At 67.6% G+C, this 26,064-nt stretch carries 26 protein-coding genes and 1 pseudogene; 24 read left to right on the top strand and 3 right to left on the bottom strand.

Translation table 11 applies throughout. The features are described from left to right. Positions 1–29 precede the first annotated feature (29 nt). From AC07WC_RS14680 to AC07WC_RS14635, 10 genes and pseudogenes are all read left to right on the top strand, one after another. A complete protein-coding gene (locus AC07WC_RS14680; RefSeq protein WP_495210649.1) occupies positions 30–338 on the top strand; it encodes a helix-hairpin-helix domain-containing protein in 309 nt (102 codons plus the stop codon). Positions 339–379: 41 nt separating this feature from the next. Next, positions 380–1,105: a suppressor of fused domain protein gene (locus tag AC07WC_RS14675; protein ID WP_495210648.1), complete on the top strand. Its 726-nt coding sequence runs from the start codon at positions 380–382 to the stop codon at positions 1,103–1,105. A gap of 50 nt (positions 1,106–1,155) precedes the next feature. Further along, complete coding sequence (locus AC07WC_RS14670; protein WP_495210647.1) at positions 1,156–2,121, top strand: NAD-dependent epimerase/dehydratase family protein; 966 nt, start codon at positions 1,156–1,158, stop codon at positions 2,119–2,121. 87 nt (positions 2,122–2,208) lie between these two features. After that, positions 2,209–2,931, top strand: a complete 723-nt coding sequence (locus AC07WC_RS14665) for a glycosyltransferase family 2 protein (RefSeq protein ID WP_495210646.1) — start codon at positions 2,209–2,211, stop codon at positions 2,929–2,931. Beyond that, positions 2,931–3,272, top strand: a complete 342-nt coding sequence (locus tag AC07WC_RS14660; RefSeq protein WP_495210645.1) for a lipid-A-disaccharide synthase N-terminal domain-containing protein — start codon at positions 2,931–2,933, stop codon at positions 3,270–3,272. Before AC07WC_RS14665 ends, AC07WC_RS14660 begins: the two co-directional genes overlap by 1 nt. 98 nt (positions 3,273–3,370) lie before the next feature. Then, the gene (locus AC07WC_RS14655; protein ID WP_495210644.1) at positions 3,371–5,158 is read left to right on the top strand and encodes a DUF885 domain-containing protein; all 1,788 of its coding nucleotides are present in this window, start codon (positions 3,371–3,373) and stop codon (positions 5,156–5,158) included. A 100-nt stretch (positions 5,159–5,258) separates the two neighbouring features. Further along, positions 5,259–5,639 (top strand): DUF2946 family protein, encoded by a 381-nt coding sequence (locus tag AC07WC_RS14650; RefSeq protein ID WP_495210643.1) that lies wholly within the window; start codon positions 5,259–5,261, stop codon positions 5,637–5,639. 56 nt (positions 5,640–5,695) lie between these two features. Further along, positions 5,696–6,982, top strand: a complete 1,287-nt coding sequence (locus tag AC07WC_RS14645; RefSeq protein WP_495210681.1) for a TolC family protein — start codon at positions 5,696–5,698, stop codon at positions 6,980–6,982. A 152-nt stretch (positions 6,983–7,134) separates the two neighbouring features. Then, positions 7,135–7,947, top strand: a pseudogene (locus AC07WC_RS14640) (efflux RND transporter periplasmic adaptor subunit); the annotation flags it as partial. 38 nt (positions 7,948–7,985) lie between these two features. Beyond that, entirely contained in the window at positions 7,986–11,168 is a 3,183-nt protein-coding gene (locus tag AC07WC_RS14635; RefSeq protein WP_495210642.1) for an efflux RND transporter permease subunit, read from the top strand. A gap of 66 nt (positions 11,169–11,234) precedes the next feature. Here the strand turns inward: AC07WC_RS14635 and AC07WC_RS14630 are convergent, their stop codons facing one another. Continuing rightward, on the bottom strand, positions 11,235–12,449 hold the full coding sequence (locus AC07WC_RS14630) for a glycosyltransferase (RefSeq protein ID WP_495210641.1): 1,215 nt from the start codon (positions 12,447–12,449) through the stop codon (positions 11,235–11,237). A gap of 183 nt (positions 12,450–12,632) precedes the next feature. Here AC07WC_RS14630 and AC07WC_RS14625 point away from each other — a divergent pair, with 183 nt between their 5' ends. The 14 genes from AC07WC_RS14625 (at position 12,633) to AC07WC_RS14560 (ending at position 25,361) form a co-directional block, all read left to right on the top strand. After that, the gene (locus AC07WC_RS14625; protein ID WP_495210640.1) at positions 12,633–13,118 is read left to right on the top strand and encodes a hypothetical protein; all 486 of its coding nucleotides are present in this window, start codon (positions 12,633–12,635) and stop codon (positions 13,116–13,118) included. After that, the gene (locus tag AC07WC_RS14620) at positions 13,115–14,830 is read left to right on the top strand and encodes a hypothetical protein (RefSeq protein WP_495210639.1); all 1,716 of its coding nucleotides are present in this window, start codon (positions 13,115–13,117) and stop codon (positions 14,828–14,830) included. The genes AC07WC_RS14625 and AC07WC_RS14620 overlap by 4 nt, the downstream gene beginning before the upstream one ends. Before the next feature lie 9 nt (positions 14,831–14,839). After that, complete coding sequence (locus tag AC07WC_RS14615) at positions 14,840–15,052, top strand: hypothetical protein (protein WP_421098761.1); 213 nt, start codon at positions 14,840–14,842, stop codon at positions 15,050–15,052. Continuing rightward, complete coding sequence (locus tag AC07WC_RS14610) at positions 15,049–15,597, top strand: hypothetical protein (protein ID WP_495210638.1); 549 nt, start codon at positions 15,049–15,051, stop codon at positions 15,595–15,597. The genes AC07WC_RS14615 and AC07WC_RS14610 overlap by 4 nt, the downstream gene beginning before the upstream one ends. 4 nt (positions 15,598–15,601) lie before the next feature. Next, the gene (locus tag AC07WC_RS14605) at positions 15,602–17,158 is read left to right on the top strand and encodes an AAA family ATPase (protein ID WP_495210637.1); all 1,557 of its coding nucleotides are present in this window, start codon (positions 15,602–15,604) and stop codon (positions 17,156–17,158) included. A 228-nt stretch (positions 17,159–17,386) separates the two neighbouring features. Beyond that, a complete protein-coding gene (gene rpmB / locus AC07WC_RS14600) occupies positions 17,387–17,623 on the top strand; it encodes a 50S ribosomal protein L28 (RefSeq protein WP_019185625.1) in 237 nt (78 codons plus the stop codon). A gap of 10 nt (positions 17,624–17,633) precedes the next feature. Then, the gene (gene rpmG / locus AC07WC_RS14595) at positions 17,634–17,801 is read left to right on the top strand and encodes a 50S ribosomal protein L33 (RefSeq protein WP_172407465.1); all 168 of its coding nucleotides are present in this window, start codon (positions 17,634–17,636) and stop codon (positions 17,799–17,801) included. Positions 17,802–17,951: 150 nt separating this feature from the next. Beyond that, positions 17,952–19,370, top strand: a complete 1,419-nt coding sequence (gene cls, locus AC07WC_RS14590; protein WP_495210680.1) for a cardiolipin synthase — start codon at positions 17,952–17,954, stop codon at positions 19,368–19,370. 36 nt (positions 19,371–19,406) lie between these two features. After that, positions 19,407–20,798: an FAD/NAD(P)-binding protein gene (locus tag AC07WC_RS14585; RefSeq protein ID WP_495210679.1), complete on the top strand. Its 1,392-nt coding sequence runs from the start codon at positions 19,407–19,409 to the stop codon at positions 20,796–20,798. A 63-nt stretch (positions 20,799–20,861) separates the two neighbouring features. Further along, positions 20,862–23,051: a DNA helicase II gene (gene uvrD / locus AC07WC_RS14580; RefSeq protein ID WP_495210636.1), complete on the top strand. Its 2,190-nt coding sequence runs from the start codon at positions 20,862–20,864 to the stop codon at positions 23,049–23,051. 120 nt (positions 23,052–23,171) lie between these two features. After that, complete coding sequence (locus tag AC07WC_RS14575; protein ID WP_495210635.1) at positions 23,172–23,726, top strand: hypothetical protein; 555 nt, start codon at positions 23,172–23,174, stop codon at positions 23,724–23,726. 234 nt (positions 23,727–23,960) lie between these two features. Further along, positions 23,961–24,218, top strand: a complete 258-nt coding sequence (locus tag AC07WC_RS14570) for a hypothetical protein (protein ID WP_495210634.1) — start codon at positions 23,961–23,963, stop codon at positions 24,216–24,218. Positions 24,219–24,267: 49 nt separating this feature from the next. After that, positions 24,268–24,837: a sugar O-acetyltransferase gene (locus AC07WC_RS14565; RefSeq protein WP_495210633.1), complete on the top strand. Its 570-nt coding sequence runs from the start codon at positions 24,268–24,270 to the stop codon at positions 24,835–24,837. A gap of 77 nt (positions 24,838–24,914) precedes the next feature. Beyond that, complete coding sequence (locus tag AC07WC_RS14560) at positions 24,915–25,361, top strand: universal stress protein (protein WP_495210632.1); 447 nt, start codon at positions 24,915–24,917, stop codon at positions 25,359–25,361. Between the two features lie 41 nt (positions 25,362–25,402). Here AC07WC_RS14560 and AC07WC_RS14555 read toward each other — a convergent pair whose 3' ends face one another. Both AC07WC_RS14555 and AC07WC_RS14550 read right to left on the bottom strand, forming a co-directional pair. After that, on the bottom strand, positions 25,403–25,642 hold the full coding sequence (locus AC07WC_RS14555; protein ID WP_495210631.1) for a hypothetical protein: 240 nt from the start codon (positions 25,640–25,642) through the stop codon (positions 25,403–25,405). A gap of 81 nt (positions 25,643–25,723) precedes the next feature. Beyond that, positions 25,724–26,005, bottom strand: coding sequence for a DUF2782 domain-containing protein (locus AC07WC_RS14550; RefSeq protein ID WP_495210630.1), 282 nt, complete (start codon positions 26,003–26,005; stop codon positions 25,724–25,726). Between the last annotated feature and the right edge of the window lie 59 nt (positions 26,006–26,064).

Below are 26,064 nucleotides of genomic sequence, written 5' to 3'. Positions count from 1 at the left end.
CACCGGCGCACGAGGATCATCCCCCCGCAATGAACCCTGCCAAGGTCGACCGCAACCATCTGTTGCGTCTGACCGACCTGCCGAATGTCGGGCCGGCCTGTGAGAAAGATCTGCGTCTGATCGGCATCCGTGTGCCCGCGCACCTGCGCGGCCGCGATGCCTATGACATGTACGCGCAGCTATGCCTGCGCACCGGCGTGATGCATGACCCGTGCGTGATCGACGTGTTCCTGTCGATCGTGCGCTTCATGCAGGGCGAGGCACCGCGCCCGTGGTGGAATTTCAGCAAGGAACGCAAGGCCACCCTGGCCAGGGAAGCACCGCTCACGTTGTGGTGACGGCTTCCGGGCAGCCGGTGGTGGCCCACAAGGAGTGACGCATGAGCGATACCTACGACGAAGTCAGCCCTGGCGGCAGTCCGATGTTGACCCACACCCGGCCCCGCGACTTCGCGCCGGCGGTTGGTGAGGTGTGCATCGAACAGATCAGCGCGCATATCGAACGGCATCTTGGCCCGGTCGCGAGCGTGTTCCATGAAATCGTGTCCGACGCCGTGCACATTGACGTGCACGTGGTGCCGGCCACCGATGAGTTCCCGCATCTGCGGCTGGTCACATCAGGCATGAGTGACCTGCCGATGACGCTGTCCGACGACGTCGACGCGCCGCGGTACATGGAACTGATGGTGACCCTGCCGGCCGACTGCCCGTTGCAACAGGCCGACCTCGAGGACGAGCGCCACTACTGGCCGATCCGCCTCCTGAAGATGATGGCGCGGCTGCCGCACAAGTTCGACACCTGGCTGGGGTTTGGCCACACCATTCCCAACTTCGATCCTCCCGCGCCCTACGCACCGGGCGTCGGTTTCGACGGTGTGATCGTGCTGCCGCCGGTAAACGCCCCGGAAGACTTCGGCCACCTGGTGATCGACGCTGAAAAGACCATCGTGTTCATGTCGCTGGTGCCGCTTTACCCCGAAGAAATGGCGCTGAAGTTGAAGAAGGGCAGCGACGCCCTGCTGGATCGCTTCGATGCCAAGGGCGTCAGCGACATCATCGAACCGGGCCGGGTCAACGTTGCCAGGAAGCGCTTCGGCCTGTTCTGAGTGACCTACCGCACCGCTATGCTGTTACCCGTATTTCCAGGATTACTGCGATGACCATCCTCGTCACCGGCGCTGCCGGCTTCATTGGGACCAACACGGTCCGCGCGCTGCTCGATGCCGGTGAAACGGTGGTTGGGCTGGACAACTACAACGACTACTACGACCCGCAGATCAAGCGCGATCGGGTGGCCGCGCTGTGTCCGGATGCCGATATCCGGGTACTCGACCTGACCGACCGCGACGGCCTGGCCGCGCTGTTCGACGAGGTCCAGCCGACCCGGGTGATCCACCTGGCCGCGCAGGCCGGCGTGCGTTACTCGCTGGAGAATCCGCATGCCTACGTCGACAGCAACCTGATCGGCTTCGTCAACATGCTGGAGCTGTGCCGCCATCGCGGCGTGGCGCATCTGGTGTATGCCTCGAGCAGCTCGGTGTACGGCGATTCGGCCACCCCGCCGTTCTCCGAAGACCAGCGCATCGACAAGCCACGCTCGCTGTACGCCGCGACCAAGGCCGCCAACGAGCTGATGGCCTACACCTACGCTCAGCTGTACGGCCTGCACGCCACCGGCCTGCGCTTCTTCACCGTGTACGGCCCGTGGGGCCGCCCGGACATGGCACCGCTGCTGTTCTCGCGCGCGGTCCTGGCCGGCCGCCCGATCGACGTGTTCAACGACGGAAAAATGCAGCGCGACTTCACACATGTCTCCGACATCGTGGATGGCATCCTCGGCGCGCTGGCGCATCCGTCCAGCGAAACGGTGCCGCACCGGGTGTTCAACCTCGGCAACCACACGCCGGTCGAGCTGGAGCACTTCATCGGGGTCATCGAAGCGGCCGCCGGCCGCCCGGCGCAGAAGGTCTACAAGCCGATGCAGCCGGGCGACATGGTCCGCACCATGGCCGACACCACGCGCGCGCATGACGCGTTCGGCTATGAGCCGGCGATGCCGATCGAGCGCGGTCTGCCCCCGGTGGTGGCCTGGTGCCGCGATTATTTCGGCGATCACGCCTGACACACACGCGGCGATTCATCTTCGGATAACCTCGGGTGCGGAAAATGCGCGCTCTTTTTCGATCCTGGCCATTCGCAGAGCCCGACCATGAGCCAACCCCAGTTGTCGGTCGTCGTCCCGGTCTTCAATGAACGCGACAACGTCACGCCCCTGATCAACGAGATCACCACCGCGCTGCGCGGGCAGGTCGATTTCGAAATCGTCTACGTCGACGACCATTCGCGCGACGATACCCTGGCGGTCCTGCAGGCCCTGAAGGCCCGTACGCCCGAGCTGCGGGTGCTGCACCACGTCACCCAGAGCGGGCAGAGCACCGCGGTGCGCAACGGCGTCAAGCACGCCCGCGCGTCGTGGATCGCGACCCTGGACGGTGACGGCCAGAACGACCCGGCCGATATTCCCAAGCTGCTCGCCGCGCGTGCCGCCGCCGCCGCCGAGGTCAAGCTGTTCGCCGGGTGGCGCGTGCACCGCCAGGATTCGGGCAGCAAGCGCTGGGCCAGCAAGTGGGCCAATGCGATCCGCGCGCGCATGCTGCGCGACGATACCCCGGACACCGGCTGCGGAATCAAGCTGTTCGAGCGTGCGGCGTTCCTTGACCTGCCGTATTTCGACCACATGCACCGCTACCTGCCCGCGCTGATGCAGCGCGCCGGCTGGACGACCCTCAGCGTGCCGGTCAATCACCGGCACCGCACCGCGGGCGTGTCCAAGTACAACAACCTCGGCCGTGCGCTGGTCGGCATCCGCGACCTGCGCGGCGTGGCCTGGCTGATCACGCGCAGCAAGCGCACTGCCGTGGAAGAACGCTGATGGAACTGCACTGGCTCGACCAGCCATTGACCTGGCTGTACTGGACCGGCCTGCATGTCACCGGCTGGAAGCTGATCGGCTACACCGGTGCGCTGATGTTCGGCGGCCGCTGGCTGGTCCAGTTCATCGCCTCGCGCCGCGCCGGCAAGCCCGTGATCCCGCGCCTGTTCTGGTACATGAGCGTGGTCGGCAGCCTGATGACGCTGAGCTACTTCCTGTTCTCGGCCAAGCAGGACTCGGTGGGCGTGCTGCAGAACCTGTTCCCGGCGTTCACCGCGCTGTACAGCCTGAAGCTGGATATCGCGCACCGCGGCTGGAGGCGGGACAAGGCCAGCCATTAGGGTCCGGCCCGCGCAGCGGAGCAGGACCTTTGATCCATGCACCGCCCACCGGCTTGGTGCCATGATCGGGGTTTGCCGTCCCTCGGGAACCCCTGACCGTGAAATCACCGCTCGTTGCTGCGTTGCTGCTCGCCCTGGCCCTTCCTGCCGGAGCCGCCTTGGCCGCGCCTCCCGTCGCTCCGGCGGCCGCACCGGCCAGCCTGGCCACTGAAAGCCCCGCCGATGCGCGGTTCCGCGCCATCTACGAGAAGGAATGGGCGTGGCGTGAAGCCGGCGGTGGCGAGGCCAGCGAAGACGGCGATGGCCCGGCCAACGCGACCCGTATGCCCGATGTCGGCGCGGCCGCGCAGCAGGGCCGGTTGAAAGTCTGGGACGACGTCCTGGCCCAGCTCGACAAGGTCGACACCCAGGCGCTCTCGGCCGAGAACCGCATCAACTACGCGATCTACCGCGACCAGGTGTTCAACCTGGCCGCCGACGTACGTCTGCGCGCTTACGAAATGCCGTTCAACGCGGACTCTTCGTTCTGGTCCAACCTGTCCTTCATGGCCCGGCGCGAGATGAAGACCGCGCAGGACTACCGCAACTACATCGCACGCCTGAACGATGTGCCGCGCTACTTCGACCAGCAGACCGAGAACATGCGCGCCGGCCTCAAGCGCGGCTTCAGCGTGCCGCGCGCGGTGCTCGATGGCCGCGAGGTCTCGATCGCCACCGTCTCCGAACTGAAAGATCCGACCCAGTCGCCGCTGTATGCACCGTTCAAGAAACTGCCGGCCAGCATCCCGGTCGCCGAACAGGCGCAACTGCAGGAACAGGTCCGCCAGGCGATCGGCGGCAGCGTGGTGCCGGCCTTCGGCAAACTGCGTACCTTCTTCGTCAGCGAGTACGTGCCACAGGCGCGCACTACCCTGGCGGCCGAGGCGATGCCCGGCGGCAAGGCGTACTACAAGCAGCAGATCCACGAATACACCACGCTGGACCTGACCCCGCAGCAGATCCATGAGATCGGCCTGAAGGAAGTCGCGCGCATCCAGGCCGAAATGGACGGCATCATCAAGCAGGTCGAGTTCAAGGGCAGCTTCGCCGAGTTCCTGACCTTCCTGCGCACCGACCCGCAGTTCTACGCCAAGACCCCGGACGAGCTGCTGCACCGCGCGGCCTGGATCTCCAAGCGGGTGGACGGGGTGATCGGCAAGTACATGACCCTGCCGCGTGCGCGCTTCACCATCGTGCCGGTGCCGCCGGATATCGCCCCGTTCTGGACCGCCGGCCGCGGTGGCATGGGCACCTACTGGCTCAACACCTACAACCTGCCGGCGCGACCGCTGTACAACCTCCCGGCGCTGACCCTGCACGAGTCCGACCCGGGCCATGCACTGCAGGGCGCACTGGCGGCAGAACAGGGCGAGCAGCCGGCGTTCCGTCGTAACAACTACATCTCCGCCTACGGCGAGGGCTGGGGCCTGTACTGCGAAAAGCTCGGCGTGGAAATGGGCATCTATGAAACCCCGTACGAGGATTTCGGCCGCCTGACCTACGAGATGTGGCGTGCCGCGCGCCTGGTGATCGATACCGGCGTGCACCACAAGGGGTGGACCCGCGAGCAGGCGCTGTCTTACCTGCGCGATCACACCGCGCTGAGCGAGCATGAAGTGACTACCGAAGTGGACCGCTACATCTCCTGGCCGGGCCAGGCGCTGAGCTACAAGCTCGGCGAGATCGCGATCGTGCGCCTGCGTGCGCAGGCCGAGCAGGAGCTGGGTGACCGCTTCGACGTCAAGGCCTTCCACGACGCCGTGCTCAGCCAGGGCTCGGTGCCGCTGCCGGTGCTGGAGGCGCAGATCCAGGCCTTCATCGCCCAGCGCAAGGCCGCGGCCAGCTGAGCCGCGCCGGGGCCGGCTGCCGTGTCGGCCCCGACCAACGTGAACCAACGTGCCCGGCTGCGATTGTGTAACGGCTTCACGCCCGGCTACCCTGTGGGCCATGTTCCGTCGTGCCCGCCCGCGTCCGTCCCTGCTGCTCCGCCTGCTGATGCTGGTGGTGGTGGGTATGGGCGTGTTCGGCAGCTCGCTGGCCTCGGCCCTGGCCGATATCCACCTGACCATGCACGCCGACAGCAGCGAGCTGCACGGCACTGCCGATGACACGGCTGGCGTTGCCTCCAGCGACGTCGACGGCAACGAAGACTGGCTGCATGCCCTGGTGCATTGCGGCCACTGCCATGGCCATGGCGGCGTGCTGCCGATGGCCGCGATGGCCTGGAGCCTGCCCACCGCGCCCAGCCACGGCGTGCCTGCCGGGTTGGTCGCGCAGCTGCGCACCCAGCCGCCCGAGAACCTGCTGCGTCCTCCGATAGCGATCTGATGCCATGCGGCCACGCGCCGTCGTTTGCCATCAAAACCGCTATCTGGAGATTGCCCATGTGGATGCGCCTGGCTGCCTTGGCTGCCTTCGCGTTCGTGCCGTGCGCCCATGCGCAGGGCACGGTTACGCCCGCCCCGTTGACCCTCGATGACGCGCTCGCGCGCGTAGCTCAACATCACCCCGACCTGCTCTTGGTCGACGCGCAGCGCCCGCTCTGGGAAGCACGCGGCGACGCGGCGGGCCTGCGCCCGCCACTCACTGTTGGCATGGGACTTGAAAACGCGTTGGGGACCGGTGGCAACAGAAGCTTTAAGGCCGCCCAGCTGACGGTCACCTTGGCCGGCGTACTTGAACGCGTCGGCAAACTGGACGCCCGCCGTGCTGTGGTCCTAGCTAACATTGACAACTTGGCTCCGCAGCGCGAAATCGCGAGGCTGGACCTGATGGCCGAAGTCGCACGCCGGTACCTGGCGGTAACCGACGCGCGCCAGCAGCTGAGCCTCGCCGAGACCGATATCGAGCAGCGCAAGCGCGCCGTCGCCGCCGCGCGGCTGCGGCTGCAGGCCGGCGCCTCCCCGGAGTCGGTGCTGATGACGGCCCAGGCCATGTTGGCCCAGGCCGAACTGGACCGCGACCGCGCCCACCAGATGGACCAGTCCGCACGCGGCGCCTTGTCAGCGTTGTGGCGTCAGCGCGAGCCAGGCTTCGACGTGGTCACCGGCGATCCAATGCAGATGCCCGCGCTGCAGGACTTCGCCGTGCTCGCCGACGAACTACAGCGCACCCCGGAGCTGGCGGTGCTGGCCGGTGAGCGCCGCATCCGCGAAGCGCAAGTAAAGCTGGCCCGAACCCAGGCACGACCCGACTTCAGCTGGCAGGTGGGTGTGCGCAACAGCCGCGACACCCGCGATACCTCCTTAGTAGCCGGTTTCAGCGTGCCGCTGGGCAGTGTGCGCCGTGCCGATCCGGAGATCCGCGCGGCCGAGGCCGAACTGGCGCTCAACAGCGTGGAGCGCGACGCGCGCGCGCTGCAGCTGTACGCCACACTCGCTGAAGCGCATGGTCGCTACCTGACCTCGCGGCTGGAAGTCACCCGCATGGGGCGTGACGTACTGCCCCAGCTCAAGCGCGCCGAGAATGCCGCCGAGAAGGCTTGGCGAGCCGGCGCGATCAGCTACATGGAATGGGCGCAGCTGCAGGCGATGCGCATCGATGCCGGCCAGCGCCAGCTGCAGGTGGCGGTCGCCGCACAGATCGCATTGATCGAAATCCAGCGCCTGTCCGGCCAGAGCATGCTTGCCGCTACCGACGGCCGAACCGTGTTAGCGGAGGATCGCCCATGACCGTATTCGCCTCCCGGACCGTATTGGCCGCCAGCCTGTTGTTGGCCGTGTTGGTGTTGGCCAGCTGCGGCAAGGACACCCCGGCCGCCATCCCGACCAACAGCGAAACCAACCAAAGCGATGGCGACACGGATGACAAAGTCGCTACGGAAAGAACCATCATCCCCGCACCCATGGCCGAACAGGCTGGAATCCGCTTGGCCGCGGTAGCTGCCGGCACTATTGCCGATGAACACGACGTGCAGGGCCTGCTGACCCCGGTCGATGGCCGCGTCGCGCAGGTGACGGCGCGCTTCCCCGGGCCGATCCGCTCGCTGCGCGCCAATGTCGGCGACCGCGTGCGCGCCGGCCAGGTGCTGGCCAGCATCGAGAGCAACCTGAGCCTGACGACCTACACCGTGACGGCACCGATCGGTGGCGTGGTGCTTGCGCGCCAGGCACAGGTCGGTGGGGTGGCCGGTGAGGGCATGCCCTTGTTCGAGATCGGTGATCTGTCCACGTTGTGGGTGGACCTGCATATCTTCGGCAACGACACGCAGCACATCACCGCCGGCGTGCCCGTCACCGTGTCGCGCATGACCGACGGCGTCAGCCAGGCCACCACGCTGGAGCGCGTGCTGCCTGGTACCGCCACCGCCAGCCAGAGCACGGTCGCCCGTGCCACGCTGCGCAACGACGACGGCCAATGGCGGCCCGGTGCCGCCGTGAAGGCCCGCATTGTGGTCGCCACCACGCCGGCGGCGCAGGTAGTGCCGCTGAGCGCGCTGCAGACGATGGACGGCAAGGAGGTGGTGTTCGTGCGCGAAGGCGAGACCTACACCGCGCGTGCGGTCACGCTCGGTGCGCGCGATGCCGGCAAGGTGGAAGTGCTCGATGGCCTGACCCTCGGCGAAGAAGTGGTGGTCGAGCAGAGCTACCTGGTCAAGGCCGACATCGGCAAGGCAGGGGCATCGCATGAACATTGACCTCGCGTCGCCACCGCACGCCAACGGAGGACGCCGTCATGCTTGAACGCATCTTGGGCGCCTCAATCGCCCTTCGCTGGCTCATGATGGCCCTGACCATGGGTATGGTGGCTGTAGGCATTTGGAGTTTCACCAAGCTGCCGATCGACGCCACCCCGGACATCACCAACGTCCAGGTGCAGATCAACACCGCCGCGCCCGGCTATTCGCCGCTGGAGACCGAGCAGCGCATCACCTATCCGGTGGAAACGGTTATGGCGGGCCTCCCGCGTGTGCAGCAGGCCCGCTCGCTCTCACGCTACGGGCTCTCGCAGGTGACCGTGGTGTTCAAGGACGGCACCGACATCTACTTCGCCCGGCAGCAGGTCGCCGAGCGCCTGCAGCAGGTCAAGTCGCAGATCCCGGAGGGACTGGATCCGCAGCTGGGACCCATCTCCACCGGGCTCGGCGAGATCTTCATGTACACCATCGACGCCGATCCCAAGGCGCGCAAGGCCGATGGCACGGCGTACACCGCCACCGACCTGCGCACGCTGCAGGATTGGGTGATCCGCCCGCAGCTGCGCAACGTGCCCGGCGTGACCGAAGTCAACACCATCGGTGGCTTCCAGCGCCAGGTGCACATCACCCCGGATCCGGCACGGCTGCGCGCGCTGGGCTTCACGTTGGAAGATGTCGCGCAGGCGGTGGAAACCAACAACCAGAACGTCGGTGCCGGCTATATCGAACGCAACGGCCAGCAGTTCCTGGTGCGTATCCCCGGGCAGGTCGCCAATCTGGAGGAGATCGGCAACATCGTGCTGGCCCGCCGCGAAGGCGTGCCAATCCACGTGCACGATGTGGCCCAGGTCCAGGACGGGCCGGAGCTGCGCAGTGGCGCGGCCACGCAGAACGGCCATGAAGTAGTGATGGGCACGGTGGTGATGCTGATCGGCGCCAACAGCCGCGATGTCGCCCAGGCCGCGGCGGCGCGCCTGCAGCAGGCACAGGCCAGCCTGCCCGAGGGCGTCACGGTCACCGCCAGCTACGACCGCACCGCGCTGGTCGACCGCACCATCGAGACGGTGGCCAAGAACCTGATCGAAGGCGCGCTGCTGGTGATCGTGGTGCTGTTCCTGCTGCTCGGCAATTTCCGTGCGGCGCTGATCACCGCCGCGGTGATTCCACTGGCGATGCTGTTCACGCTGACCGGCATGGCCCGTGGGGGTGTGTCGGCCAACCTGATGAGCCTGGGTGCGCTGGACTTCGGCCTGATCGTCGACGGTGCGGTGATCATCATCGAGAACTGCCTGCGCCGCTTCGGCGAACGCCAGCACATGCTCGGCCGCGACATGACCCGCGAGGAACGCTTCGCCGAAACCGCCAGCGCCACCGCCGAAGTGATCCGCCCCAGCTTGTTCGGGCTGGGCATCATCACTGCGGTGTACCTGCCGATCTTCGCGCTCACCGGCGTGGAAGGAAAAATGTTCCACCCGATGGCCATCACCGTCGTGCTGGCCCTGACCGGTGCGATGGTGCTCGCGTTGACCTTCGTCCCCGCCGCGATCGCGCTGTTCCTCGGCGGCCGCGTGCAGGAGAAGGAAAACCGCCTGATGGCCTGGGTGCGCCGACGCTATGCGCCGATGCTCGCCTTCGCGCTGCGGCGCGGCCGCTGGATGGTCGCTGGCGCGCTGGTGCTGGTGGTCGGCTGTGGCCTGCTGGCCACGCGGCTGGGCAGCGAGTTCGTGCCGAACCTGGACGAAGGCGATGTCGCCATGCACGCCATGCGCATCCCCGGGACCAGCCTGACCCAGTCCATCGAGATGCAGAAGCAGATCGAGAACCGGCTGGTGCAGTTCGCCGAGGTCGAGAAGGTGTTTTCCAAGATCGGCACGCCGGAAGTCGCCTCCGATCCGATGCCGCCCTCGGTCGCCGATACCTTCATCATGATGAAGCCGCGCAAGGCCTGGCCGGACCCACGCAAAACGCGTGCGGCGCTGCTGGCCGAACTGGAGGAAGCGGTCGAGCAGCTGCCCGGCAACAACTACGAGTTCACCCAGCCGATCCAGATGCGCACCAACGAGCTGATCTCCGGCGTGCGTGCCGACGTGGCGGTGATGCTGTTCGGGGATGATCTGGACACGCTGCTGTCGGTCGGCAAGCGCATCGCGGCGGTGGCCGGCACCGTACCGGGCGCGGCCGACGTACGGGTGGAGGAGACCAGCGGCCTGCCGTTGCTGACCGTCACCCCGAACCGTACCGCGTTGGCCGGGTATGGCTTGAACCCGGGCCAGGTGCAGTCGACCGTGGCCACCGCGGTGGGCGGCCAGGTGGCAGGGCAGTTGTTCGAAGGCGACCGTCGTTTCGACATCGTGGTGCGCCTGCCTGAAGCGCTGCGCCAGGACCCGGCCGCGCTGGCGGACCTGCCGGTGTCGCTGGAGACGGCACTGGCCGATGACGCCGACGAGTCCAGCCGCACCGGCAGCTGGACCAGCGGCAGTGCACGCACCGTGCCGCTGCGTGAGCTGGCAACCTTGAGCAACAGCGAAGGGCCGAACCAGATCAACCGCGAGAACGGCAAGCGCCGGATCGTGGTCACCGCCAACGTACGCGACCGCGATCTCGGCGGCTTCGTGGGTGACCTGCAGCAGGCGATCGGGCGCGATGTGCAGGTGCCCAACGGCTACTGGATCGAGTACGGCGGCAGTTTCGAGCAGCTGATCTCGGCCAGCCAGCGCCTGTCGATCGTGGTGCCGGTGACGCTGGCGATCATCTTCGCGCTGCTGTTCTGGGCGTTCGGCTCGGTCAAGGATGCGGCGATCGTGTTCAGTGGCGTGCCGCTGGCGCTCACCGGCGGCGTACTCGCGCTGGCCCTGCGTGGCATTCCGCTGTCGATCTCGGCCGGTGTGGGCTTCATCGCGCTGTCCGGTGTGGCGGTGCTCAATGGCCTGGTGATGATCAGTTTCGTGCGCAGCCTGCGCGAGCAGGGGATGCCCTTGCCGCAGGCGGTGCGCGAGGGAGCGCTGGGCCGTCTGCGCCCGGTACTGATGACCGCGCTGGTGGCCTCGCTCGGCTTCGTGCCGATGGCGTTCAACGTCGGCGCCGGCTCGGAAGTGCAACGTCCGCTGGCGACCGTGGTGATCGGCGGCATCGTCTCGTCCACGCTGCTGACCTTGCTGGTGTTGCCGGTGCTGTATCGGTGGTTGCATCGCAAGGACGACGCTGCACCGGTTACCCGGTAGCACCCGGCCGTTGGTCGGGTCACTTGGAAGGTGGCACGGAAGCCGCCGCGCACCGTGCCGCCGCTGCTATCGAGGTGACAACCACGCCTCGATGGCAGCGACGCCAGTGCTGACGCCGTTCTCGGCCGTCATCGCGTGACCCAGCGCGGCGGCGCGGGCACGGGTATCGGCACGTTCTGCAAAGGCGATCGCCCGCTGCAGGGTCCCGGCGTCCAGGCGCTTCGGCGACAACGCTGCCGGTGCCACGCCCAGCTCGCGCAGCCGGTCCGCCCAGAAGAACTGGTCCGCGGCGAACGGCATCACCAGCGACGGCACCCCGGCCCGGCAGGCCGAATGCGTGGTGCCGCTGCCACCGTGATGGATGATCAGCGCGCAGCGTGGGAACAACGCCTCATGCGGGGTCGGCCCGATCACGAATACGCTGGGTGGCAACGGGGCGCTGGGCAGCCCGGCCCAGCCCGGGAACAGCAGGACCCGGCGCGGCGCCAACGCCGCCAGCAGCGCGGGCAGCACGTGGTCGCGATCGAAGCCGGTCATGCTGCCGAAGCCGAGGTAGACCGGGGCGGGGCCGTCATCCAGAAAGGCCTGCAGATCCGGCGGCGGTTGCCAGCCACGTTCGGGCGCGCGCCACTGGCCGCAGATCCGGTGGTTGTCCGGCCAGTCCGGCGGCGGGGGAAGCAAACTGGGCGAAATGCCGTACAGCATCGGCAGATCCCGCCAGGGTGAGGCGCGCCGCGGCATGCCCAGTGCCGCTCGCGCGGCGTTGATCGGGCGGCGGAAGGTGCGCCATACCGTCTGGTTGACCAGGGTGTAGCTGAGCCGGTTGAGCACGCCGGGCAAGCGCAGCCGTGGCAGGAACGGGGAGGGGAAGCCGGCGGTCGGGGTCAGCGGGATCATCCCGGTACCGATCACCGGCAGCCCGTGGTGCTCGGCCACGGTCAGGCCGACGAAGGCGGCCAGCCCGCCGGTCAGCACCGCATCGCACCCGGCGGCAGCGGCATCGGCCTGGCGCATCCAGCCGGGCACATGACGTTGCGCCATCCGCGTCAGCCCCCGCGAGGCGGCCAGCCGGGCGTTGCCACGCGAGACCAGGGCCACCACCTCGTCATGGATGTCCCCCTCCAGCGCGGCATGCGGCACGCCCAGCTCGCGCGCGGTATCCAGCGTGCCGCGCTCGGCCAGCAACAGCACGTCATGGCCCGCGGTGATCAGGCCATGGCAGAGCATCACCAACGGGCGCGTGTCGCCTTCGGTGCCGTAGGTCAGGGCGAGCAGCTTCATGGGTGGCGCGTCGGGAACACGGAACGCCGGGTCATGGCGGGGATCCTCATGCAGGGCTGTCCTTCTCGGGCACCCAGCCTAACGCAGCCGCCAGTGACGGCCCCATCGCATTGGAACAGCACCGCATCTCTGCTACTTTCCGCCACGGAACGGCCGCGCTCGCGGTGTCGCAGGAAGCAGGGAATGGCTCGCAATCTGTTGTTCGGCAAGGAGGCCGCCACCGCTGGCCTGTCTGTCGCCACGCGCTCACAGGCACGTACCACCACACTGAGCGCGGCCTCGCTCGACAGCCGGCTCCGGCAGAAGCGCTCGCCTGCGTACGTACAGGCCATGACCCGGGTCGATGTGGGCGGCCACGTGCACGATCGCGACGCAGTGGCCGCGCTGAAGCAACTGGTCGAGGCGGAGCTCGGTGAGATCGCCCTGGAGGACCGTCTGCTCGGCATCGTCAGCCGCTGCATGCTGGGGCACCCGTATGAGGTCCATACGCTGGACCTGACCGGGCAGATCAGCGAGCACTTCAAGATCGGCCACCCGCTGCCGCTAACGCTCGAACGGGCACGCACGCTGGCCCTGCATCCGTCCTACGCCTTCATCGAGGTGTACGCGAAGCGGATGGTCACCGTCAGCGACTCCGGCCAGACCGCCGTCATCGAAGGAACGACATGAGCACACAACGCATCATCCACATGGCGGACCTGTCCGCGATCAACAGCAGCCTGCGCTCGCTGGGGCAGGACCTGGACGCCCTGCATACCCGGGCCCACGCGATCCAGAGCGATGTGGGCGCCACCCGCAGCGAACTGGCCCGCCTGGAAAAGGCGTTCATGGATTTCGTGGCGGCGGACCTGAAAGCCAAGGAGCTGTCGCTGGCCGAAACCCGCCAGGTGAAGATCCGCCAGGCGCTGGAGAACCGTTTCGGCCACTACGCCGAAGTGCGCCGCCAGACCACCGGCATCCTGCAGGCGGCCGATATCAGCCTGGTCCGGCAGGACACCATCCGTGCCGCCAGCGAGAACCTCATGCTCGCTGCACCCGGTTACTGGCTGGCCCCGGCACTGGTGGCGCTGGCGGCGTGGCTCAACGACCAGCAGGATCTGGCGCAGCGTGCGCTGGCCGAGGCGATCCGTCGCGATGACGAGAAAACCAGCCTGCTGTTCTCCCTCGTCAGCCGCCGCGCCGGCCGTCTGTCGGCCGCCCAGCAGTGGATGGACCGTTACCTGGGCATGCAGAATCCGGTGGAACTCGACCGCCAGACCGTGGTGCTGATCGATGCGATCGCCGGCGGTGTGTTCGGCGTGGATACCGCCCGCATCTGCGTGGCCCGCACCAATGAATGGATCGAGGAACTGGCCCAGCGGGCCGGCTTCGTAGAGGCCCAGCGCAGCCAGTGGATCGACGCGCTGCGCTCCAAGACGCCCAATGGCGACGACAGCGCCCGCTATCCGCACCTGCAGCGCTTCAGCCCGACCTGGCCGGCCCTGCAGGACTCGCTCAACGCCACGGCGACCCACGCGGCCGTCACCCGGCACTTCCAGAGCGTGTTCAGCGGTGACGTACGCGCCACGGCCGGACTGGCCGCCGACGTGGATGCGCTGCTGACCAAGCTGGTCTCGCATTTCGATGCCGACGAGCTCCCGCTGCGCCGCGATGAGGCCCTGTGCAAGCTGATCATCGATGAGAACGGCGACCGCCCTGCGGCCGATCGCCGCTTCCAGCTGCAGGACCCGGCGCTGGAACACCGCATCAGTTTCACCCAGCTGCTCACCAACGCCGCGATGCATCCGGAAACCTCGCAGGCCTCGCGCGCCACCCAGCGGTTTGCCACCGCGCAGTCGCGCAGCTGGATTCTGGAAGCGCACCACGACCTCACCGCCAGCATCCGCCAGGCGATCCCGACCGAGGTGGAGGTCACACTGGATGCCTGGCAGGGCAGCACCCGCGATGGCAGCAACCAGGCTGCGTTGGAGACCTCGCTCAACGAGCACGTCGACACCGGGCTCGCGCAGGCATTGGCCGGTGTGAAGCTGCGCTTCCAGCACTGGGCGGTGCTGGTGCTGGGTGTCCTGCTGCTGGTGATGACCTTGGGCAACGTCATCGGCATGGTGATCGCCGCGCTGATGCTGCTGTGGGTCGGCATGGCCTACAAGAATCTGGAAAAGACCCGCGAAACGGTCCGCGCCGACTTCACGCGGCAGCGCGAGCAACTGCAGAATGCGCTCAAGGCCTGCATGGCCGAAGTCGTGGAAGTGCGGCGGGACCTGGCCGGGCGCGACGCACAGGCCGCCGAGTTGACCGCGCTGCTGGAGTCGATCACGCCCGAACAGTTCACTCTTGGCGGCCATGACAACACCCGCCGCATCCTTGCCGCCACCGCCTGAGGCCCGACCATGACCCGTTCCCTGCTCGATGCTTCCGCCGTGCCGCCACCGCTGCCGGTCCATGACGCCGTTCCACCGCCGTTGAACGATGCAGCGGTGGCGACCCCGGCCCCCCCGCCGGTCGCCGTTGCCGCGCCGGATGCGCTCGCCGGTGCCCTGCCTGGCTGGGACCTGTTGCCGATGACCGGTTTCGTCCGCCGCAAGCGTGCCTCGCACGGATGACCCTGCCGGTTCCGCGGACCTACGCCGAATGGAGCCAGGTCCTGGATGCGTTCAGCGACGGTGGCCGCGAAGCCGAGGCGCTCGCGGCCATGGCGGCAGGCCGGCTGGACTGGACCCCCGGCGTGGCGCAGCTGTTCACCGACCGGATCGCCATGCTGCTCGATCTGCGCCTGAAGCAGTGCAGCAGTCGCCTGCAGCGCAACCTGGGTGAACGCGCCGATGAGGTGACCCTGGTCCGGGCACTGCTGGATGCGCGTCGGCATTTCAGCGTGCTGCATCAGCTGGCTTCGCTGGCGACGCTGCCCGAATCGCTGCGCGCCTTCCTGCGCGAGGAACTGGTCCGCATCACCGCCAGGATGCAGGCCGACCTGGACGCCAACGCACGCGCCCAACGCTGCGACCGCACCCTGCGCGCGGTGCGCTACAACAGCCTGTGCCACTACCGGCCGGCCGCGCTGGATGCCACCGCGCCGCCGTCACTCCCTTCTGCTGCACCTGCCGATGTTCCCGCCCTGCCGGGGCGCCGGCGAACCTTGATGATCTGACCCCATGAGCGATACCCGCGAGTTCCACGCCACGCTGACCCGCTACCTGAAAGCGCGCGTGCCCTTCATCTCCATCCGCAGCACCGAACGTGCGCGGGTGCTGGACATCCTGCGTGACGTGGCCGGTGCGCTGAGTGCACCGTTTTACGTGCACACCTTGTCGCAGGGGACGCGCGAACTGGCGACCGGGCGGATCGTCAACGAAGACCGCTCGGTGATCGGTGCGGTCGACTTCGCCAGCCAGCAGATGGCACAGCGGCAGAACCTCAGTTTCGTATTGACCGAGGTGTCCGACCTGGAGGACGACACGCCGTCGGCCCGGCAACTGATCGACGTGGCGATGCTGGCGGCCGACCATGGCGGCTCGCTGGTCGTGGTCACCAGCAAGCCGGTGTTCGGTCAGTTGCAGCGCCTGGGCATGTCGCTGGTGCTGTCGCCGCCCACCGAAGACGAGATGGCGGCGATCATCCATGAGCAGATCGATCCTTACCGCAGCCAGTTCCAGATCGACTGGGACGACGCCGACATCCGCCAGGCAGCGGCCATCCTGGCCGGCATCTCGCGGCTGGAGGCGGAGAACATCATCGCCACGCTGCTGGTCAACGGCCGTATCGACAAGAATGATCTGGTCGAGCTGATGCACGCCAAGGACCGGATCTTCGCCGACATCTCCGGCATCGAGCGCGTGCCGGTACGGGGCGGCGACCTGAGTGTCGGTGGCCTCGGCGGCCTCAAAAGCTGGCTGGCACGCGAGCGGCCACTGCTGACCGCTGACCTGCGCGAGCGCGGCATCCGGCCGCCGCGTGGCGTGCTGCTGGTCGGCGTGCCGGGCTGCGGCAAATCGCTGTCGGCCAAGGCCATCGCCCAGGACTGGCAGCTGCCACTGTACCGGCTGGACCTGTCCACCATCCACGGCCAGTACCTGGGCCAGAGCGAAGGCCGCTTGAAAGAGGCCTTGGCCACTGCCGATCACGTGGCGCCCTGCGTGCTGTGGATCGACGAGATCGAGAAGGGCCTGGCCGGCGCCACGGGGGGCGGCGATGGCGGTACCTCGACCCGGCTGGTCGGCCAGTTCCTGTACTGGCTGCAGGAAGCCCGTACCCGCGTGTTCGTGGTGGCGACCGCCAACGATGTCTCCAAGCTGCCGCCCGAACTGCTGCGCCGGGGCCGGTTCGATGAACTCTTCTTCGTCGACCTGCCGACCGCGCCGGAACGTCGTGACATCATCGGCATCTACGCCCGCCGTGGCCTGCAGCAGCGCGAACTGGCGCCGGCCCTGCTCGACGAGCTGGTCGAGCTGTCCGAGGGCTTTGCCGGTTCGGACCTGGAATCGGCGGTCCGCGAGGTGGTCAAGGAGGCCTACCTGAAAGGCGATGCGGTGGTCACCGATGCGCTGTTCCGGCGCAGTTTCCAGAACGTGGTGCCGTTGTCGCGCACCGCCCCGGAGCAGATCGAGAACATCCGCGCCTGGGGCCGGGAGCGGGCAGTGCCGGCCTCCGGTGAGCCGATCGCGGCCAGCAATCCGGCCAACGGGCGGCCCCGTCGCGCCGTGCTGGCCTGAACGACCCGGCCGGGAGTTGCGCCCGGCCTCGGTTGCGCCAGCAGGGCTGAGCGGGCATAATGAGCGGCTCGCTGTGTCCAGAAAACCTTTGGATCGGAGGCCGGGAACACGTCATCCGGCCCGCCCTCGACAGCGTAACCCTTTGATTCTCATGACGTGTGGCGGGAAACCGTCGAGGCCGCCGTCGCCCGGGCTATGGGCTGACAACTACTTTCATCGAGGTGCGCAATGTCCCGCGTATGCCAAGTTTCCGGCAAGCGAGTGCAGACGGGTAACAACGTCTCGCACGCCAACAACAAGACCCGTCGTCGTTTCCTGCCCAACCTGCACGAGCGCCGCTTCTGGGTGGCCAGCGAAAACCGCTGGGTCAAGCTTCGTGTTTCCGCGCATGCCCTGCGCACCATCGACAAGAACGGTATCGACTCCGTTCTGGCTGAGCTGCGTTCGCGCGGCGAAAAGGTCTGAGGAGTAAACGATCATGGCAGGCAAGCGCGATAAGATCCGTCTGATTTCGACGGCCAACACTGGCCACTTCTACACGACGGACAAGAACAAGAAGAACACCCCCGGGAAGATGGAATTCCTGAAGTACGATCCGGTCGTGCGCAAGCACGTCCTGTACAAGGAAGGCAAGATCAAGTAATCCGCAAGGATCCTTGAGCTTCCCGACGAAAAACCCGCCCTCGTGGCGGGTTTTTCCGTTTCAGCCCGCGCGGCGATGACCGCTACGCCGGTCACCCCGGCCGCACAGCAGCCCATGGCAGAATGGGGTCCCCTCCCGACGGGCGACGCGATGCTGTTCGAGTGGCTGCTGGGTTCGTGGTTGTTGATGCTGGATTGGCTGATCCGGCTGGCCGCGCTGTTCTGGATTCCCAGCCGCACCACGCCCGGTGCCGCGCGCAGCTGGCTGCTGCTGGTCGGCTTCGTGCCGCTGCTCGGGCTGCCGCTGTATCTGCTGTTCGGCCACCCGTGGCTGTCGCGCCAGCGCGTGCAGCGGCAGGCCGAAGCCTCCCAGGTGATCCGCGAAGAACAGGCGCTGCAGCCACCGCTGCGCTGGACACCCGCGCCGGATACCGCCACCGCCGAGATCGTGCCGCTGATCGAGCGGCAGGGCGATTTCATGCCCATCCACGGCAACGCGGTGGATCTGCTCAACGACTATGACGCCTCGCTGCAGGCGCTGATCGAAGACATCGACCAGGCGCGCGATCGCGTGCACCTGCTGTACTACCTGATGTTTGACGATGCCGTCGGCGAGGCCATCGTGCAGGCGCTGCAGCGGGCCGCGGCGCGTGGCGTGCACTGCCGGTTGCTGCTGGATGCGGTCGGCGCCAAGCGCGGGCTGCGCCACTATCGCCACCGGCTTCAGGCGATCGGCGTGGACGTGCGCGCGATGCTGCCCGGTGGCCTGCGCTGGCGCCGCAGTGGCCGCATGGACCTGCGCAACCATCGCAAGATCGCGGTGATCGACAACCGCGTCGGCTACATCGGCTCGCAGAACCTGGCGCGCGCGCAGTTCGTCGCCGGCTTCCCGAACAAGGAACTGGTCGCGCGCGTGCGCGGGCCGGTGGTGGCCCATCTGGAGGCGGTGTTCGCCAGCGACTGGTACATGGAAACCGGGCAGCGCCTGGACGTGCTGACCGCGGTCCCGGTGTGCCCGGCCGATGTGCCGACCCAACTGCTGCCCAGCGGTCCGGCATACCCCTTCAGCAACGCGCGCGATGCGGTCAACGCGTTGATCCATCTGGCGCGCCGGCGGATCGTGCTGGTCACGCCGTATTTCGTGCCCGACGAAGCGACCCTGAGCGCGCTGCGCATCGCTGCGCTGTCCGGCGTGCAGGTGCAGCTGATCCTGTCGGCCAGCACCAACCAGCGGCTGACTTCCTGGGCGCAGGAGGCCTACTACGACGAGCTGCTGCGCAGCGGCGTGCGCATCGCGCTGTACGAGCCGAACTTCCTGCATGCCAAGCACCTGACCGTGGATGAAGACATCGCGCTGGTCGGCTCGATCAACCTGGACATCCGCTCGTTCGCGCTCAACGCCGAGATCGGCATGCTCTGCTACGACGCCGGCATGGTGCGCCAGTTGGCGCAGATCGAAGCAGACTACCTCGAACAATCCCGTCAGCTGGATCTGGCGACATGGCGCCAGCGCCCGGCATGGAAGCGCAGCCGGGAAGGCATCGCACGGCTGGCCGATGCGTTGATGTAGCCGGTTGTGACGTAGGTGGGCGGCCCCTCCACGCGCATCGCCTACAATCCGGGCATGACTGCGTCCGATACCCATCGCCAGTGTGATCTGGCCATCGTCGGCGGCGGCGCTGCCGGCGTCCTCGCCGCACTGCAGGCCCTGCGCCATGCACGGCGGCCGTCACGCATCGTGCTGTTCGAGCCCGCCTCGGTGCTGGCTGAAGGCATCGCCTACGCCACCCCGTGGCCCGAGCACCTGCTCAACGTGCCGGCCGGCAAGATGAGCGGGCTGCCGGATCAGCCAGCGGATTTCCTCGACTACCTGATCGACAGTCAGGCCATTCCCGATGTGTCGCGTGAGGTGCTGGCCGATCAGTTCGTGCCGCGCCGCCATTACGCCGCGTACCTGCGCGAACGCCTGGAACAGGCGCGCGAGCGCAGCGTGGCAGATCTGGAGGTGGTCGAGCAGCCGGTGTTCGCATTGACACCTACCGCACACGGCGTGCAGCTGCGGATCGAGGACGACATCCTCTGGAACGCGCAGCGCGTGGTGCTGGCCTGCGGCAACAGCATGCGCCCGCTGCCAGTGTCCGGTGCCGAGGCACTGCCGCCCGCGCAGGCGGTGGAGGCCTGGGACTACGACGGCGTGCGTGTCCTCGCCGGTGACGACGATCTGGCCATCATCGGCTCGGGCCTGAGCATGGCCGACAGCGTGGTGGCCCTCGCTGCCGCCGGTCACCGCGGGCGCATTTTCGTGCTGTCGCGCCACGCGCTGCTGCCGTTGCCGCACGCGCACGGCGCGGCGGTCACCTTCGATCCGCAGCCGCTGCTGGCGATGTCGCTGCGCCAGCGCGTCCGCGAACTGCGTGGGCAGGCCCACACGGCGGTGGCGCAGGGCATCCCCTGGCAGAGCGTGATGGACCGCATCCGTCCGATGGGCCAGGCGCTGTGGCTGAGCTTGAGCGAGGCCGATCAGCGCCGTTTCCTGCGCCACGTGGTGCGCTATTGGGACGTGCACCGCCATCGCATCGCCGAATCCGTGCAGGCCCAGGTGGCCGAGCTGGAACGCAGCGGCCAGCTGCAGCGCCACCGTGCCCGGCTGGATACGCTGCTGGTGCAGGAGAGCGGGCTGCAACTGCACGGGCGCAGCCCGGACGGTGGCCTGCCGCCGTTGACCGTCGGCGCGGTGATCAATGCCACCGGGGTGGAGACCCGCGCGCTGTCCATGCGCAATCCGCTGATCCAGCAGCTGCTGGCGGACGGGCATGCACGTCCGGGCCCGCATGGGCTGGGCCTGGATGCCACGGTGGAGGAGGGCGCCCTGATCGACGGCCATGGCCAACCACGGCCGGCGATCCGGGTGGTCGGCAGCCTGCGCATCGGCACCCTGTGGGAGAGCCTGGCGATCCCGGAGCTGCGCGTGCAGGCCGAACACGCTGCGCGCGGCTGAACCCGTTCGATCCCCGCGCCGCGTAACAGCCCGGAGCGACCCGCCCGGGGGTAAAATGGGGACATGGATGTTTCCCACTTGCTCGACGGGTTGAACCCCGCCCAGCGCGAAGCTGTGTCCGCCCCGCCCGGCCACCATCTGGTGCTTGCCGGTGCCGGTTCCGGCAAGACCCGCGTGCTGATCCACCGCATCGCCTGGCTCAATGAAGTCTGCGGCGTGCCGACCCATGGCATTTTTGCGGTGACCTTCACCAACAAGGCCGCCGGCGAGATGCGTCACCGCATCGACCTGCAGCTGCCACAGGGCAGCCGCGGCGCCTGGATCGGCACCTTCCATGGCCTGGCCCATCGCCTGCTGCGCCTGCATTTCCAGGATGCCAAGCTGCCCGACAGCTTCCAGGTGATGGATTCGGACGACCAGTTGCGGTTGGTCAAGCGGGTCGTGCAGCAGCTGGAGATCGACGACGGCAAGTTCCCGCCGAAGCAGATCGCCTGGTGGATCAACGAGCAGAAGGACGAGGGCCGCCGCCCGCAGCACATCCAGCCCGAGCCGCATGACGCGTGGCTGGAAACCATGCGTCAGGCCTACGCGGCCTACCAGGAGCGCTGCGACCGTGCCGGCCTGGTCGATTTCGCCGAACTGCTGCTGCGTGCGCATGAACTGCTGCGCGACAATCCCGCGCTGCTGGCCCACTATCGTTCTCGTTTCCGCGAGATCCTGGTGGACGAGTTCCAGGACACCAATGCCATCCAGTACGCCTTCGTGCGCGTGCTGGCCGGTGACAGCGGGCACGTGTTCGTGGTCGGCGACGACGACCAGGCCATCTACGGCTGGCGCGGCGCCAAGGTCGAGAACGTCCAGCGTTTCCTCAAGGATTTCCCCGGCGCGCAGACCGTGCGCCTGGAGCAGAACTACCGCTCCAGCGCCAACATCCTGGGTGCGGCCAACGCGGTGATCGCGCACAACCCGGACCGTATCGGCAAAGAGCTGTGGACCGACAGCGGCGACGGCGATCCGATCGATCTGTACGCGGCCTACAACGAAATGGACGAGGCGCGTTACGTGGTCGAGCGCGCGCGCCAATGGGTGCGTGATGGCGGCAGCTATGGCGACGTCGCCGTGCTCTACCGCAGCAACGCGCAGTCGCGTGCGTTCGAAGAAGCGCTGCTCTCCGAGCAGGTGCCGTACCGCGTGTACGGCGGCATGCGCTTCTTCGAGCGTGCCGAAATCAAGGACGCGCTGGCGTACCTGCGGTTGATGACCAACCGCAACGATGACGCTGCGTTCGAGCGCGCGGTCAACACGCCGACGCGCGGCATCGGCGACCGCACCCTGGATGAAGTGCGCCGGTTGGCGCGCGCCCACGCGATCTCGCTGTGGGAAGCCACCATGCTGACCACCCAGGGCAGTGCGCTGGCCGCACGTGCACGCAATGCGCTGGCCGGCTTCCTGGTGCTGGTCAACCAGCTCCAGGCCGAAGCGGACACGATGACCCTGGCTGAACGCATCGACCACGTGCTGATGCGCTCGGGCCTGCGTGAGCACTGGTCCAAGGAAAGCCGCAACGCGCTGGATTCGGAATCGCGCGCGGACAACCTGGACGAACTGGTCTCGGTGGCCTCGCGCTTCGTGCGTCGCGAAGACGATGTCGAAGAAACCCAGGACATGAGCGAGCTGGTCGCCTTCCTCGCCTACGCCTCGCTGGAGGCCGGCGAAGGCCAGGCCCAGGCTGGCGAAGAGGGCGTGCAGTTGATGACGCTGCACGCCGCCAAGGGCTTGGAATTCCCGCTGGTGTTCCTGGCCGGCATGGAAGACGGCCTGTTCCCGAGCGCACGTTCGCTGGAAGAAAGCGGGCGGCTGGAAGAAGAGCGTCGCCTGGCATACGTGGGCATCACCCGCGCGTGCCAGAAGCTGGTGCTTTGCTATGCCGAATCGCGCCGCATCCATGGCCAGGACAACTACAACGTGCCCTCGCGCTTCCTGCGCGAGATCCCGCGTGAACTGGTGAACGAAGTGCGCCCCAAGGTGCAGGTCTCGCGCGGCACCTCGCTGGGTGCCAACCGGGTGATGGGCCATGCGGCGCTGGAAGCACCGCCGCTCAAGCTGGGTGCGATGGTCAACCATCCCAAGTTCGGCGAGGGCATGGTCACCGACTACGAAGGCAGCGGCCAGCACGCCCGCGTGCAGGTGGAATTCATCGACGCCGGCAGCAAGTGGCTGGTGATGGCGTATGCCAATCTGACGGTGCTCTGAAGCAGCACCGTCATCCAGTCGTGCCGGCCGCTGGCCGGCAGCTGCTTGCCGCGGCGTTGTCGGGAGCCGGCCAGCGGCCGGCACTACAATGGGGCCATCTTTTTCGAACAGGCCCCCGCCATGACCGATTCGCCGCTGCACGTCACCGTGAAGTTGAACGCCAAGCTTCAGCCCGAGCATCGCCATGAGCTGTTCGAAGATCCGCTGGATGCCTTGCTGGGCACTGCCGAGCTGGGCGAGATCACCGGCGGCGGCACCGCGCTGACCGACGACGGCGAAGTGGACTATGGCGATATCGAGATCGCGCTGAATGACCCGGCCTCGCTGCCCGGCGTGATCGAGCTGCTGGAGCAGCTGGGTGCGCCCAAGGGATCGCTGATCCAGCGCGACGGCGCTCCCGATCAGCCGTTCGGTGTCACCGAAGGGCTGGCGTTGTATCTCAACGGCACCGATCTGCCCGATGAGGTCTACGAGCAGTGCGATTCGAACTACGTGTTTGAACAGATCGTCGAGCGCATCGAAGGCCACGGTGAAATCTGCAGCTGGTGGCAGGGGCCGACCGAGACGGCGCTGTATCTGTACGGCGCCTCCTTCGACACGATGCACGCGCGTATCGCCGATCTGCTGGCGAGCTACCCGCTGTGCCAGGGTGCGCGTGTGGTGCGTACCGCCTGATCAGCAACCCGGCGCGTGGCCTGGCGCATAGCGCATGGGCCTCGCCCCTTGTCGTTCTGCGCTGCAGCACGGGCGATGCACGTTTGCGCGACCTGGCTGCGGGTGGGCCGGGACGCCGCGCTTCATCCCGCATCGCCCCCGACTCATCCCGGATTTCACCCAGTTCGTCGCGTGCCGCTTGTCGCTCCCCGGACCGGCGCCCAGAGTCTGCCCCTGTCCGCTGGGAGCGCACTCGTGAACAAGGGAATTCCGTATCTGCTCGCTGCACTGGTCCTGCTGACATGGTCGGCAGGCTGGGCCGAGCCGGTGCTGGCCCTGGTCCACCACGTGCAGTCCTGCCTGGCCCACGGCGGCGACTTCGATCTGTTGCGCCTGCGCTGCCAGCCGCAGCCCAGCGTGGTGTGCATCGGCCAGGCAACGCTGTGGTTCTGGCTGAGCGGCCTCGTCTTCGCGGTGGTGGCGCTGCTGGGCACGCGGCGCAGCACGCGCTGACATGCGCGCGGGCAACCGGCATCATCAACCTCTGTCTGATGGAGGCCACATGGGTCCGAGCGAAAAGGAAAAGATGCTGTCCGGGAAGCCGTACCGCCCGGGCGACCCGGCGCTGCAGGCCGACATGGCGGCCGCCAAGGTCTGGATGGTCCGTTACAACGCCGCCCTGGCCGAGAGCCCGGCGGTGCGCCGGGCGCTGTTGCGCGAGCAGTTGGGTGCGGTCGGCGAGGGCGCGGTGATCCGCCCGCCGTTCCATTGCGATTACGGCTGCAACATCCGCCTGGGGCAAGGCGTGTTCCTCAACTACAACTGCGTGATCCTGGACGTGGCCGAGGTCAGCATCGGCGATGGCACCCAGATCGGCCCGGCGGTGCAGATCTATGCGGCCGACCATCCACGCGATCCGCAGGCACGCGCCGAAGGCCTGGAGTCGGCCAGGCCGGTCCGCATCGGCCGCAATGTCTGGATCGGGGGCGGCGCGATCGTGCTGCCCGGCATCACCATCGGTGATGATGCGGTGGTCGGCGCGGGCAGCGTGGTGACCCGTGATGTACCCGCCGGTGCGACCGTGGTCGGCAACCCGGCGCGGGTCGTGCCTGCGCGCGCCCACGGCGATTGATCCAGCTCAAGGCACCGCGTCCACATCGGGTGTGCAATGGTGGTGTCCACATTGCACACCTTTGAAGGAGCTCTGCCATGTACAAGCGCATCCTGATCGCCACCGATGGTTCGGAGCTGGCCGAGAAAGGCCTGGCCAAGGGCCTGGAGCTGGCCAGGGACCTCGATGCCGAGGTCGATATCGTCACCGTCTCCGAACCGTGGGCGGTCGGCATGTACGACGCCATGGGCTGGAGCGTGGGCTACATGAACACGCCCGAGTACAAGGCCGACCGCGAAGAGACCGCGCAGAAAATCCTGCGCCCGGCCCAGGCGGCCGCCGAGGCCCAGGGCCTGCGGACCACCACCGTGCACGTGCTCGACCGCTATGCGGCCGACGGCATCATCGATACCGCCACCGAACGCGGCAGCGACCTGATCGTGATGACCTCGCATGGTCGCCGGGGCGTCACCCGCGTGCTGCTCGGCAGCCAGACCGCCGAAGTCCTCGCGCGCAGTACGGTACCGGTGCTGGTCATCCGCTGACGGGCGACCCCGTCGTGCCGGCCGCTGGCCGGCACGACCCGTCAGTCCCGCAGCTTCAACGTCTGCGACTCATCCAGCGTGCCATCCGGCTGCAGCACCACGTAGCGCTCGCCGTTGCGGTCGAACAGCACCGGGATCGGGTCGCGGAACAGCGGGCGGCGCACGAAGCGCAGCTGCCAGCCGAAATGCTCGAGCGTCTCCACCGCCTGGCGCTGCTCCGCGGTCAGGCCGGCGCGCAGTTCAGCCGGATTCGGGGCAGTGCGGCGTTCGGGTGTGGTCATCGAGCGTAGACGTGCAGGGACGGGCTTGCTGCCCCGGCCACCGCGTGCGGGCACGGGGCGGCGGGGCGGACATCAGCGGGCTCACCAGCTGTAGAGCTTCCAGTAGACCGGCGAAACGCCATCCTTGTCGCTGTCCATGCGGCCATCGCCGTTCTGGTCGTACATGTAGAACGGGGCACCACGCGACGGAGTCACCTTGACCATCCGCAACTGGCCCCCCACCCGGTATTCCTCGATGGTGTCACCGTTGTCCTGGACCGTCTTGACCACGTCGGCACCCGTGACATCCACCGGGGGCCTGTCGCCACCACCAGTGGCACAGCCGGCCAGCGCGAGCAGGCCTGCGAGCAACAGAATCTTCATGGGCCGGGAGTCCTTGGGCGAAGAAGGCCTGATTATGCCCGATGGATCGTGAGCCCGGT

The sequence above is a fragment of the Stenotrophomonas sp. GW821-FHT01H02A genome (assembly GCF_059422145.1).
Note: the sequence above shows the minus strand (reverse complement) of the source record. Positions and strands in the feature narration are given on the sequence as shown.